The organism is Arthrobacter sp. Soil762 (assembly GCF_001428335.1).
Lineage (GTDB): Bacteria > Actinomycetota > Actinomycetes > Actinomycetales > Micrococcaceae > Arthrobacter.
The window spans coordinates 125,088-137,204 of the sequence record NZ_LMSG01000012.1 but is presented as its reverse complement, the minus strand read 5'-3'; the positions used below and the strand labels follow the sequence as shown (position 1 = coordinate 137,204).

12 protein-coding genes are annotated in these 12,117 nt (G+C 67.9%); 9 read left to right on the top strand and 3 right to left on the bottom strand.

Features of this window, described 5'->3' with window-relative positions; translation table 11 throughout:
• Window positions 1-26: 26 nt before the first annotated feature.
• Both ASG77_RS08640 and ASG77_RS08635 read right to left on the bottom strand, forming a co-directional pair.
• Window positions 27-251 (bottom strand): DUF3107 domain-containing protein, encoded by a 225-nt coding sequence (locus ASG77_RS08640; RefSeq protein WP_056343932.1) that lies wholly within the window; start codon window positions 249-251, stop codon window positions 27-29.
• Between the two features lie 51 nt (window positions 252-302).
• Window positions 303-968 (bottom strand): TetR/AcrR family transcriptional regulator, encoded by a 666-nt coding sequence (locus ASG77_RS08635; protein ID WP_056343929.1) that lies wholly within the window; start codon window positions 966-968, stop codon window positions 303-305.
• 84 nt (window positions 969-1,052) lie between these two features.
• Between ASG77_RS08635 and moeB the strand changes: the two genes are divergently transcribed.
• Window positions 1,053-2,252 (top strand): molybdopterin-synthase adenylyltransferase MoeB, encoded by a 1,200-nt coding sequence (gene moeB, locus ASG77_RS08630; protein ID WP_056343926.1) that lies wholly within the window; start codon window positions 1,053-1,055, stop codon window positions 2,250-2,252.
• A gap of 9 nt (window positions 2,253-2,261) precedes the next feature.
• On the opposite strand, the gene ASG77_RS08625 is transcribed toward moeB, so the two are convergent.
• On the bottom strand, window positions 2,262-3,575 hold the full coding sequence (locus tag ASG77_RS08625) for a glutamyl-tRNA reductase (protein ID WP_056343923.1): 1,314 nt from the start codon (window positions 3,573-3,575) through the stop codon (window positions 2,262-2,264).
• Window positions 3,576-3,733: 158 nt separating this feature from the next.
• On the opposite strand from ASG77_RS08625, the gene hemE reads away from it, so the two are divergent.
• The 8 genes from hemE (at window position 3,734) to hemB (ending at window position 12,094) form a co-directional block, all read left to right on the top strand.
• The gene (gene hemE / locus ASG77_RS08620) at window positions 3,734-4,852 is read left to right on the top strand and encodes a uroporphyrinogen decarboxylase (protein ID WP_056343920.1); all 1,119 of its coding nucleotides are present in this window, start codon (window positions 3,734-3,736) and stop codon (window positions 4,850-4,852) included.
• Between the two features lie 4 nt (window positions 4,853-4,856).
• Window positions 4,857-6,329, top strand: coding sequence for a protoporphyrinogen/coproporphyrinogen oxidase (locus ASG77_RS08615; protein WP_056343916.1), 1,473 nt, complete (start codon window positions 4,857-4,859; stop codon window positions 6,327-6,329).
• 100 nt (window positions 6,330-6,429) lie between these two features.
• Window positions 6,430-7,191: a hypothetical protein gene (locus ASG77_RS21805; RefSeq protein ID WP_056343913.1), complete on the top strand. Its 762-nt coding sequence runs from the start codon at window positions 6,430-6,432 to the stop codon at window positions 7,189-7,191.
• 120 nt (window positions 7,192-7,311) lie between these two features.
• A complete protein-coding gene (gene hemQ / locus ASG77_RS08605; protein ID WP_056343910.1) occupies window positions 7,312-8,013 on the top strand; it encodes a hydrogen peroxide-dependent heme synthase in 702 nt (233 codons plus the stop codon).
• Window positions 8,010-9,275, top strand: coding sequence for a ferrochelatase (locus ASG77_RS08600; protein ID WP_056343907.1), 1,266 nt, complete (start codon window positions 8,010-8,012; stop codon window positions 9,273-9,275). The genes hemQ and ASG77_RS08600 overlap by 4 nt, the downstream gene beginning before the upstream one ends.
• Window positions 9,272-10,255 carry a hydroxymethylbilane synthase gene (hemC, locus tag ASG77_RS08595; protein ID WP_056343904.1) on the top strand — a complete coding sequence of 328 codons (984 nt, stop codon included), beginning with the start codon at window positions 9,272-9,274 and terminating at the stop codon, window positions 10,253-10,255. Before ASG77_RS08600 ends, hemC begins: the two co-directional genes overlap by 4 nt.
• Window positions 10,242-11,117, top strand: coding sequence for a uroporphyrinogen-III synthase (locus ASG77_RS08590; RefSeq protein WP_056343901.1), 876 nt, complete (start codon window positions 10,242-10,244; stop codon window positions 11,115-11,117). The genes hemC and ASG77_RS08590 overlap by 14 nt, the downstream gene beginning before the upstream one ends.
• On the top strand, window positions 11,114-12,094 hold the full coding sequence (hemB, locus tag ASG77_RS08585; RefSeq protein WP_056343897.1) for a porphobilinogen synthase: 981 nt from the start codon (window positions 11,114-11,116) through the stop codon (window positions 12,092-12,094). The genes ASG77_RS08590 and hemB overlap by 4 nt, the downstream gene beginning before the upstream one ends.
• Window positions 12,095-12,117: the final 23 nt, after the last annotated feature.

The window sequence follows — 12,117 nt, the reverse complement described above, 5'->3', positions numbered from 1 at the left end:
GCCAAAGGGGGCTGGCCGCGGACGTGCTAGAACTGGCCGAAACCGACCTTGCGGGCCTCTTCGGCGCCGATTTCCACGTAGCCCAGGGCGTTGCCGGGAACGATGATGATGCGTCCCTTGTCGTCCTTGAGGCGGAGCTCGGTGCCCTTGGTGATGGCTTCTTCAACGACCGTGGCTACAGCGTCAGCATCCTGAGCCGATTCCAATACGATTTCGCGGCCAATGTTCTGAATGCCGATCTTAATTTCCAAAAGGGGGCCTCCCAGCCAATCAAAGTTTCTTTGGGTTCTCTTATTTGTAGTCTAGGACTCTTTGGGGAAGCGAGAGATTCCGCGCCAAGCTAAACGGTAAATGAGGTCGCTGGCCACATCGAGGTCCAGGTTCCCGTCCGTTTCCAGCCAGTAACGCGCGCTGACCTGGGCCATTCCGGCCAGGCCACGGCCCAGAAGCTGCGCCTCCAGGTGGGGCAGCTTGGTGTCCTCGGCAATCACGCGGGCAACGGCGTCCGCGAACGTCTTGTTGAATGTCTCGAGGCGTGAGCTGACATCGGGATCGTTAATGAGGTCCGATTCGAAGACCAGGCGGTGGGCTTGGTCGTCGCTGGCGATGAAGCGGTAGTAGGCGCGCATCACTGCCTGGACACGTTCGTCATTGTCGGTGGTGGAGCTCAATGCACCGAGCATCAGGTCCGTCAGCGACGCGAGATGGCTGTCCAGCAGGGCAAGATACAGCTCCCGTTTGGACGGGAAGTGCTGGTACAGCACCGGTTTGCTGACATGGGCCGTTTCGGCGATTTCATCCATGGCGGCGCCATGGTAGCCGTTGGCGACAAAAACCTCCTGCGCCGCAGCGAGGAGCTGCGCCCGGCGCTCATCCCGGGGAAGCCGGGCGGACCTCTGGCCCGCGGTCCGTTGAGGTGCGGCCGGTTCGCCGCCGGACGCCCGGTCAGCCCGTGCTTCATGGACCACAGTTGCCCTACTTTCGCTTGCCGTTACCTACACAATACTGCGCGGTAATATGACCGGGCGGTATCTCGGGGCATACATTGAAGTATGGCTTCGACTTTGACCGCAAATGATTCCTCTGTCTCGCTTAACCCGCTCGTGGAGCCCGCCGGTGAACTGACGCCGGCCGAGGTGGAACGCTACTCGCGGCACCTCATCATTCCCGAAATCGGAGCGGTGGGGCAGCGGCGCCTGAAGAACGCCAGGGTACTTGTTATCGGTGCCGGGGGACTGGGCTCGCCCGCCCTGCTCTACTTGGCGGCAGCGGGCGTGGGGACCCTGGGAATCATCGACGACGACGACGTTGACCTCAGCAACCTGCAACGCCAGGTGATCCACGGCGTCGCCGACGTAGGACGGCCCAAGATCGAATCCGCGCGGGACGCCATCGCGGCACTGAACCCGCTTGTGGAGGTCCGGCTGCACAACGTCAGGCTGGATGCGTCCAACGCACTGGAGCTGTTCGCGGACTACGATCTGATCCTTGACGGGGCGGACAACTTCGCCACCCGCTACCTGGTCAACGATGCCGCCGCCATCCTGGGCATGCCCTATGTGTGGGGATCGATCTTCCGCTTCGACGGCCAGGTCAGCGTGTTCTGGGAACAGCACGGACCCACCTACCGGGACCTTTATCCCGAGGCCCCGCCGGCCGGATCCGTGCCCTCCTGCGGCGAGGGCGGCGTCTTCGGCATGCTCTGTGCTGCTGTGGGTTCACTCATGGTGACCGAGGCAGTGAAGCTGATCACCGGCGTCGGGCGTTCACTCCTGGGCAGGGTGGCACTGTTTGATGCGCTGGGCGGCAGCTGGCGCGAGATCCGGGTGTCCAAGGACCCGGCGGCCGAGCCCATTACGGAACTTACGGACTACGAAGCCTTCTGCGGCATCACCCCCGCCGCCCTCGCCGACACCGAGCACACCGTGACGGCGACCCAGCTGGCCACCATGCTGGCGTCCCGGAAGGCAGGCCTGAAGGACTTCGAGCTGGTGGACGTCAGGGAAACCGGCGAACACGACATCGTGAGCATCGACGGCTCGGTGCTGATCCCGCAGGGCAGGATCCTGGCGGGGGAGGCCTGGGCGGAACTTCCGCAGGACAAGGACATTGTGTTCCACTGCAAGGCGGGCACGCGGTCAGCCAACGTGCTGGAGGCTGCAAGGAAGGCAGGCTACCAGCGGGTCAGCCATCTCGACGGCGGAATCCTGGCCTGGGTGCGCGACGTGGAGCCGCAGAAGCCTGTCTACTGACCGGGCGGGTCAGGCGGTTTCGAGGCCCCGGTGGTCCACGGGGCACTCCGCCTGCGCTGCGGCGGCCGGCTGTTCCACGGTGATGCCGTAGAGGGTTTCGAGCGCGGACACGTAGTCGTCCTGCTGGCCGTTGGCGGCGAGCTCACGGGCACGGACGGTGGGCACGTGCAGCAGCTGCTTGACCATCCGGCGGAGGGCGAACTCCACTTCCTCGGCGGCGGCGGTGCAGCCGTGGCGGGCACGGACGCGTTCCATTTCCGCATCCAGGACGTTCATGGTGTGCCGGCGGAGCGCCACGATGGCGGAATCCACCGAGCGGGCTTCCCGTTCCTGTTCGAAGGCCTGGGCCGCGCCGGACACAATGCCGCTGGCCTGGGTCAGGGACTCGGCCTGTTCCTGGGGTGCCGCCAAACGCACGGATTCCAGCGTGAGCAGTTCAACGCCGTCGAGCTGGCCGACTTCGGGGTCAAAGTCATGGGTGAGGGCGAGGTCGATCGCGATCAGCGGCTGGGGAGAATCCGCGCGGATCTCGGCAAGTTCGCCCGCCTCGACCCGGGTGTCCGAGCCGCTGCAGCCGATCATGACGTCGGCCGCCGCAACGGCCGCCGGCAGGGAATCGCTGTCCAGCGATGTTCCGCCGCGGGTGGCGACGAACGCTTCGGCGCGTCCCGAGGAGGAGAACACGGAGATGTCGGTGCAGCCCCTTTCACGGAGCAGCGCCATGGTGGCACCTGCGTAGGCGCCGGTGCCGAACACCACCACCTTCTTCGCTGACCAGTCGGGGCTCTCGGAAAGATCGGTGGCCAGATCCAGTGCCACGGAAACGATGGAGAGGCCCCGGGATCCGAGGGCGGTCTGTGCACCGACATCCTTGGCCGTCTTGGACGCGGCCTGGAAGAGGCGGACCAGTCCGGAGCTGGCCGTGCCCTCGTGCTGGGCAGTGATGAGGGCGCGGCGGACCTGGCCGGCGATTTCACGTTCACCCACGACGGCGGAATCCAGTCCGGCGCTGACGGCGAAAAGGTGCTGGCTGACTTCGGGGCCGGTGCGTGTGCTGAAGGAGCGGGACACGAGCTGTTCGTTGAGTCCGCTGAGGCCGCTGATCTCGGAGACGAGGGCCGCCCGGGCAGCCTCCACATCGTCCGCGTGGGGTGCTTCGCCGTAGATTTCGTAGCGGTTGCAGGTGGCAAGCACAATCGCACCCGTCACTGCCGGCGATCCGGAGAGTGCGGATGTGGCGATCCCGGAAGCACCGTTGCTCAGTTGAGCAACGGTCTCAAGGTCGATGTCGGCGTGTGTAGCCACCAATGAAAAAAGAACCACAGCAGACCAATCATAGCTTTTTCGTTGCCCGGTAGAACAACCCGCCAATCGGCCACGGGCCGTGGAGGGCCGTGATTCCTGCCACGGTGCGGTTGCGGCGGCCCCACGTGACAGGCTGTCGTTATCTTTTAGGGCCGATTTTTGGCACAATCAAAGGCATGACTTCCAGCTCCGCCGTGTCCAATGCCGTGCCTAGTGTCCCGTCTAACGACGGAGCCCTACCTGCCGGCCATCCGCTGATGGACGGGCGCACCGCAGATTCGCCGCTCATCACCGCTTACCGTGGCGGCAAGCCGTCGCGGCGGCCGGTCTGGTTCATGCGGCAGGCCGGGCGCTCCCTGCCGGAATACCTGAAGGTGCGCGAAGGCGTGGCCATGCTGGACTCCTGCCTCCGGCCGGAGTTGGCGTCCGAGATCACCCTGCAGCCCGTCCGGCGCCACGACGTGGACGCTGCCATTTTCTTCTCCGACATCGTCATTCCGCTCAAGCTCGCCGGCGTCGGCGTGGACATTGTGCCGGGCGTGGGCCCCGTGCTGGACAAACCGGTGCGCACGGCTGCAGATGTGGCTGCCCTGCCTCGGCTGACCTGGGAAGCGCTGGAACCGATCCGCGAAGCCGTGCGGCTGACCGTCGCCGAGCTGGGCAAAACCCCGCTGATCGGCTTTGCCGGTGCCCCGTTCACCCTCGCCGCCTACATGGTGGAGGGCAAACCTTCCCGTGACCACCTGGGCCCGCGCACCATGATGCACGCGGACCCGGAAACCTGGACGGCGCTGGCCAACTGGGCCGCCGACGCCTCGGGGATGTTCCTCCGCGCCCAGCTGGAAGCCGGCGCGTCCGCCGGGCAGCTGTTTGATTCCTGGGCAGGGTCGCTGGGCCTGGCCGACTACACCAAGTTCGTGGCACCGGCCTCGGCCCGGGCGCTGGACCATGTCCGCCACCTCGGCGCGCCGCTGATCCACTTTGGTACCGGAACCTCCGAACTGCTTGTTGCCATGCGCGACGTCGGCGTGGACGTGGTGGGCGTGGATTACCGCCTTCCGCTGGATGAGGCCAACCGGCGCCTGGGCGGAACGGTGCCCCTGCAGGGCAACATCGACCCCGCGCTGCTGTCCGCGCCGTGGGACGTGCTGGAAGCCCATGTCCGTGCGGTCATTGCGGCCGGCGCTTCTGCGCCCGGCCACGTGCTCAACCTTGGCCACGGGGTGCCGCCGGAAACCGACCCCACGGTCCTGACCCGCGTTGTAGAACTCATCCACTCCATTTCCCCGGAGTAGGACCGTGGGCAGTTCCGTGACACCGGCCCAGACCGCCGTCGTCCTGGGCGGCGGCATCTCCGGCCTGCTGGCCGCACGCGAGCTGGCAGCTGCCGGACGCACCGTCACCGTTCTGGAAGCCACAGCATCCTGGGGCGGCTGCGTGGGCAGCCACGTGGTGGCCGGCCTCACCCTGGACAGCGGAGCAGAGTCCTTCGCCACACGCTCCCCATCCGTGGCTGACCTAGCGGATGAACTTGGACTCGGTAGCAAGGTTGTGGCGCCCCGCCCGGGCGGTGCCTGGGTGCAGCTTCCGGACGGCCCGCGCGAACTGCCCAAGACCGGAGTCCTGGGCATTCCCGCCAACCCCTGGGACCCGGAGGTCAGGCGGTCGCTGGGATTTGTGGGCTCGCTCCGGGCGTCCCTGGACAAGTACTTGCCGGCGTCCATCGGCGTGTCGGCGGACGTCACCAGCGTGGCGGCAGTCGTGCGGGCCCGGATGGGCCGCCGCGTGCTGGAGCGCCTCGTGGCCCCGGTGGTGGGCGGCGTGCACTCCGCGGACCCCGGTCTCCTCGACGTCGACATGGTGGCCCCCGGCCTCCGCGCCGGAATCCGTGAGCATGGTTCCCTCGCAGCCGCGGTGTCCGCCCAGCGGCGCGGTTCCACCCAGCCGTCCGCCGCGAAGGCGGGTTCCGCCGTCGCCGGCTTGGAAGGCGGGATGCACACCCTGGTTTCTGCCCTGCTCAGCGATCTCCGCAGCCGCGGGGTCACCCTGATGATTGGAGCAGCCGCGGACGCCGTCGAACGGACGCCGGACGGGTGGCGGGTCACCGCCGGTGACGTAACGTACGACGCCGGCCTGCTGGTGGTGGCGCTGCCCGGCCCGGCAGCCGTGGGGCTGCTTCAGGCGGCCGTACCCGCCCTCGCCGGCAGCAGCCCTGAAAGCGGGCCGGACGTCCGGCTCGTCACCCTGGTGGTGGACCTGCCCGAACTTGACCGGAGGCCGCGGGGCACCGGGATCCTCGTGGCCCCCCAGACGCCGGGCGTCCAGGCAAAAGCTCTCACGCATGCCACCGCGAAGTGGGGTTGGCTCGCCGCTGCGGCAGGTCCCGGGACCCACGTGCTGCGGCTCTCCTACGGCCGCCTGGAGGCTTCGGAACCCGCGACCCCGGAAACCGGCAGGCTGGCAACCGCGACCCCGGACGCCGGCGGCGCCGCCCCTGCCCTCGACACCGAACTCCTGGCTGCTGCCCTGCATGACGCTTCGGCCCTGCTGGGCCTCCCGGTGCAGGGGACCGACGTCGTCGGCTGGGATGTTGTCAGGTGGCAGGGGGCCTTGCCGTTCGCTGCCGTGGGACACAAGGCCCGGGTGGCCGAGGTCAGGAAGCTCTGCGCGGCAGAGGCCGGCCTCGGCATTGTGGGCGGATGGGTGGCCGGCAACGGACTCGCCGCGGTGGTGGCCGATACGCGAAAAGAAATTCGCAGTCTGCTCAGCTGACCATCGCCCCTGTTCAGTGGAATATGGGCCTTGAAGGGGCCACCCCGGGGTGCGGTTTCCGGTTTTTCATCCGCCCCTGATGTGGCTAGGGTCGATACCTATGGTTATTTACAGGTCCGAATTTTCCCGTTCCCGGACCAGTATCCATGGGGGACTCCGGCGTGGCGCTGCAGCGGCTGCCGTCGGAGCGGTACTGGTCCTGTCTGCCGGCGTTCCGGCATCCCAGGCGGCTGACGGCAGCGCCGAACCCACAGGGTCCACCGAGGTTGCGGCCGACGGGGACCTCTCCGGGGTCAATGGCCTGCTGAATGACCTCCTGGGCGGTTCCGGCACACAGGCCACAGCCTCACCGACTCCCGCGCCCACAGGCTCTTCCACTCCGACGGCCACACCGTCTCCCGCCCCGACGTCCACGGCCCCCACGTCAACTGCGCCGCCGCCGTCCGCTCCGTCGACATCTGCCAGCCCAGCGCCGCAGGACACCACTCCGCAAGGCACGGCTCCCCAAGGTGCCGTCCCGCCGTCGAGCGCTCCAGCGCCGGTCAGCACGTCTCCGGAAACCGCCGGTTCAGCGGCAGGCGCGCAGCCGAACGGCCAGCCCGGTGCCCCCGCCGACGCGGCGCAGGATGCCGGCCAGGAAGCCGATCCTGCTGCGGACCAGCCCACGGACGCCCACAGCACCAGCGCCACGCCTGTTTCGGGACCGGGGCGCCACGGAAACGCACCCGCCAGCCGGGACAACATGGCGTCCGCCACGGAGGCAGCCGCGGCAGCCGAACCTGCAAAGGTCTGGCTTGGCGTGGGACTGGTGGGGTCCGCCGGAGCTGCCGGACTCCTCTTTGCCCGGATCCGCCGGATCTGACCTCAGTGCCGAATCGACTCAAGACCCATACTGCACCGAACCTGTGACATTCAGCACTTCTACGTCTTGTAGAAGTCGCTGGTTTCGACTTGGCGGTGGGGAAGGGGCAAACTGGTAACCATGAGCCACACTTCTGCCGAATCTGTCACTAAAACCGAAGAATCAGCCGAGCAGTTCTTCACTCTCTGGACTGTTTTCAAGCGGTCCGAGGAACTGGTGCGCAGCGCTGACGCTGCCGCCGATTTCGATGCCCTGCTGGACCGCCTGGCCGAAGCGGGCGTGACGCACCGCGGCAGCTACGACGTCTCCGCGATGCGCGCCGACGCCGACGTCATGGTCTGGCTCCACGGCCCGAAGCCCGAAGCGCTGCAGCAGGCCATCCGCGACATCCGCCGCAGCACGCTTTTCGCCGGAACCGAGATTGTCTGGTCCGCCATGGGCGTGCACCGCGAAGCCGAGTTCGCCAAGAACCACACCCCCGCCTACTCACGCGGTGTGGCCCCGGCCGAATGGCTCTGCGTCTACCCGTTCGTGCGCTCCTATGAGTGGTACATCCTGCCCGAGGAAGAACGCGGCAAGATGCTGCGCGACCACGGCATGCTGGGCCGGGAGTTCCCGCAGGTCATCTCCAACACGGTATCCTCCTTCGCCCTGGGTGACTGGGAGTGGATCCTGGGACTGGAAGCCCCCGAGTTGGTGGACCTCGTGGACCTGATGCGCCACCTTCGCGCCACCGAAGCACGCAACCACGTACGGGAGGAAATCCCGTTCTACACCGGCCGCCGCATCACCGCTGCAGAGGTCGCTGAGGTCCTCGCATGACCCAGCCCGAGCCCGCGGCGGGCGCCGTGCTCACCGGAATCAACCCGGTCACCGAAGCCGGCCGGATGGCGCCCAAAAATTATGACGGCGTCCTGCTGGCCTCCTTTGGCGGGCCTGAGGGCCAGGAAGACGTCATCCCGTTCCTGCGCAATGTCACCCGCGGCCGCGGCATCCCGGACGAGCGGCTGGAAGAGGTTTCCCACCACTACCGGGCAAATGGCGGCATCAGCCCCATCAACCAGCAGAACCGCGAGCTCAAGGCTGCCATCGAAGCGGAGCTCGCGGCCCGCGGCATCGAGCTTCCCGTGCTCTGGGGCAACCGCAACTGGGACCCCTACATTCCGCAGACCCTGCAGGACGCGTACGACGCGGGTCACCGCAAACTGCTGATGGTCACCACAAGTGCGTACTCCTGTTACTCCAGCTGCCGCCAGTACCGCGAGGACATCGGCATCGCCCTGACGGAGTCGGGGCTGGACGGCCGGCTTGAGGTGGACAAGGTCCGGCAGTACTTCGACCACCCGGGCTTTGTGGAGCCCTTCATTGAAGGCACCGCGGCCGGCCTGGCGGACGTGCGGGCGCAGCTCACTGCGGCCGGAACACCCGACGCCCCCGTGCACATCCTTTTTGCCACCCACTCCATCCCCACCCGGGATGCCGAGGCCGCCGGACGGTCCGCGGACGAGCCGCGTGAGTTCGACGAAGGTTCTGCGTACGTGGCCCAGCACCTGGCCACCGGCGCAGCAGTCATCAGCCGCGTGGAGGCCGAGTCGGGCCTGACCGCACCCTGGTCCCTCGTCTACCAGTCCCGCTCGGGCGCGCCTCACGTCCCGTGGCTCGAACCTGACATCAACGACGCCATCGCCGACCTGGCGGGCCAGGGCGTCAAAGGCATCGTCATTGTCCCGCTGGGCTTCGTCAGCGACCACATGGAAGTTGTCTGGGACCTGGACACCGAAGCCCTGGAGACCTGCCGCAACCTCGGCCTGGCCGCCACGCGGGTACCCACCCCGGGCACGCACCGGAAGTTTGTGAACGGCCTGGTGGACCTCATCTCCGAACGGACGCTCGCCAACAACATCGGTGACCGGCCCGCCGTGACCGGCCTGGGCCCGTGGTACGACGTCTGCCGGCCGGGCTGCTGCGCGAATTTCCGCGGCGAGAAGCCCACCATCGCCGGAGCCGACACCACCGTCGGCACCGGACATGACGCATATCCGGCCGCATCTGCGGGCGCTGCCGGGGGAGTAGGAACGCAGTGACGGTAAGGATCGGAACCAGGGCCAGCAAGCTCGCCCTGACCCAAACGCAGCAGACGGCGGACCAGCTGGCCGCCGTCGGAGGCTTCCCGGTGGAGCTGGTGCACATCACCACGGAAGGCGACGTCAAGACAGGATCGCTGTCCCAGATGGGCGGCACAGGGGTGTTTGTCGCCGCGTTGCGCGATGCCCTGCTGCAGGACACCTGCGATGTCGCTGTGCACTCGCTCAAGGACCTTCCGACGGGCGCCGCACCGGGCCTCACCATCGCCGCAACGCCCAAGCGTGCCGACGCACGGGATGTCCTGTGCGCCCGCGACGGCCTTAAGCTGGCTGATCTGCCGCAGGGCGCCAGGGTGGGCACCGGCTCTCCGCGCCGAGCTGCCCAGTTGCGTGCCGCCCGCCCTGACCTGGAAGTGCGGGACATTCGAGGCAATGTGGAAACCCGCCTGGGCCGCGTGCCCGGCCTGCCCGGAAACGCCGCCGGCGCACCGGGTGACCTGGACGCCGTCGTACTGGCCGCCGCAGGACTGGAACGCATCGGCCGCCTGGACGCCGTCAGCGAATTTTTCGAGATGGACGTGATGCTGCCGGCGCCCGGACAGGGTTCGCTGGCCATCGAATGCCGGACGGCTGACGCCCCGCGCAAGGCAGGTTCCACCGAGGGTTCGCAGGGTGTTTTGGCGCAGGCCCTGGCCGCGCTCAACGATGAGGACACCCGCCTCGCCGTGACCGCCGAGCGTGCCGTACTGGCCCGCCTCGAGGCTGGCTGCGCCGCCCCCGTGGGTGCCTTCGCATACCGCAAGGGCAGCATGCTGTATCTCGAGGCGGCAGTGTGCGCCGTGGACGGCACCAAGACTGTGCGCGAAAAGAAGGCAACCGACGGTCTCACCGAGGTTGGTGCCACGCTGCTCGGCATCGAGGTGGCCGAGCTCCTGCTGGCTGCCGGCGCCGCGGAGATCGCGGACCTTGCCGCCTCCTGATGACCTGGCGGGCGCTCTGGGTGGCCGGCGCGTCCTGATCACCCGTAGCGCCGACCGTGCCGGGCCGCTGGCCGCGCTGCTCGGTGGCCTGGGGGCCGAACCGCTGCTCCTGCCGCTCATCGACTTCGAACGGGCCGCGGACCAGCTGGCCCTCGATGCCGCGCTGGATGATCTGGTGGCCGGGGGCTTCGACTGGCTGGTGGTCAGCAGCATCACCACGGTGCGTGTGCTCGTGGAAAAAGCGGTTGAGCGCGGCACCACGCCGGCGGCACTGCTGCCGGCGGGAATGCGTGTGGCCACGATCGGGCCGTCTTCGCGGCGGATCCTGGAAGCCGTGGGCATTCCTGTGGCGCTGGCCCCGGTGGATATCCAATCCGCCGAAGGACTCGTGGAACTGTGGACCGCCGCGCCGGCGCGCGTGCTGTTGCCACAGGCCGACATCGCGGCCCCTGCACTGCGCGATGGCCTGGCAGCCAAGGGCGCCGACGTCACCGCAGTTGTGGCCTACCACACCGTGGACTACCCGGCCCGGCAAGAACTCCGCCTGGAGGCGGAACTGCCGTCCGCCGTCGGAATCTCCCACCCTGTCGCTCCCCGTGAGCTCAGCCAGTCGCAGACCCGCCGAGAGCTCGACGCCGGGACGCTCGACGCCGTCGTGGCCGCCTCGCCGAGCGCCGCCCGCCGCATCGCGGAGACCCTGCTGCCGCTGGGCCGCTGCCGGTTCATCGCCATCGGACGCCCGACGGCGGCAGAGGCTGCCGCACTCGGCATTCCGGTGGCCGCCACCGCCCAAGTCCCCACCCCGGACGGCATAGTGGCCGCGCTGGGCACCGTATTTGCCAACGAAGGGAACACCCGATGAGCTTTCCGAACCACCGCCCGCGCCGGCTCCGCACCACGCCCGCCATGCGCCGTCTCACCGCCGAATACCGCCTGGCTCCGGCGGACCTGATCCTGCCCGCGTTCATCCGTGAAGGCCTCAGTGAGCCCTTGCCCATTTCCTCCATGCCCGGGGTTGTGCAGCACACCACAGATTCGCTCAGGCGCGCCGCCGCGGAAGCCGTGGAACTGGGCGTCGGCGGCATCATGCTGTTCGGCGTTCCCGCCGTGCGCGATGCCCGCGGCACGGCCTCCCTGGACCCGGACGGTGTGCTCAATAAAGCCATCCGCGACGTCCGCGCCGAGGTGGGCGACGACCTGGTCATTATGGGCGACGTCTGCCTGGACGAATTCACCGACCACGGCCACTGCGGCGTCCTGGACGCCGACGGCTATGTGGACAACGACGCCACGCTGGAGATCTACGGCCAGATGGCGGTGGCCCAGGCCGACGCCGGAGCCCATGTGCTGGGGCCCTCCGGCATGATGGACGGCCAGATCGCCGTGATCCGCCAGGCCCTTGAGGAATCCGGCCACAAAAACACCGTCATCCTGGCCTACGCTGCCAAGTACGCCTCCGCCTTCTACGGTCCCTTCCGGGAAGCCGTGGATTCGCAGCTCAAGGGCGACCGCCGCACCTACCAGATGGACGCCGCCAACCGCCGCGAAGCCCTCCTTGAGGTGGAGCTGGATCTTGAGGAAGGCGCAGACATGGTGATGGTGAAGCCGGCCATGAGCTACCTGGATATCCTGGCCGACGTCGCCGCCATGAGTCCCGTGCCCGTCTCGGCCTACCAGATCTCGGGTGAATACGCGATGATCGAGGCCGCCGCAGCCAATGGCTGGATCGACCGGCGGGGTGCCATCACGGAATCCATCCTCGGCATCAAGCGGGCCGGCGCCAACACCGTGCTGACCTACTGGGCCTCCGAAGTAGCAGGCTGGCTCAAGGAATCCTGACGCGGCAGGGAATGTTTCCGGAT

What these genes read in the sequence shown, in the direction of transcription:
- hemQ (WP_056343910.1), top strand. Translation starts at nt 7,312, where the DNA reads ATGAGCCACACTTCTGCCGAATCTGTCACTAAAACCGAAGAATCAGCC.
- ASG77_RS08600 (WP_056343907.1), top strand. Translation starts at nt 8,010, where the DNA reads ATGACCCAGCCCGAGCCCGCGGCGGGCGCCGTGCTCACCGGAATCAAC.
- hemB (WP_056343897.1), top strand. Translation starts at nt 11,114, where the DNA reads ATGAGCTTTCCGAACCACCGCCCGCGCCGGCTCCGCACCACGCCCGCC.
- moeB (WP_056343926.1), top strand. Translation starts at nt 1,053, where the DNA reads ATGGCTTCGACTTTGACCGCAAATGATTCCTCTGTCTCGCTTAACCCG.
- ASG77_RS21805 (WP_056343913.1), top strand. Translation starts at nt 6,430, where the DNA reads ATGGTTATTTACAGGTCCGAATTTTCCCGTTCCCGGACCAGTATCCAT.
- hemE (WP_056343920.1), top strand. Translation starts at nt 3,734, where the DNA reads ATGACTTCCAGCTCCGCCGTGTCCAATGCCGTGCCTAGTGTCCCGTCT.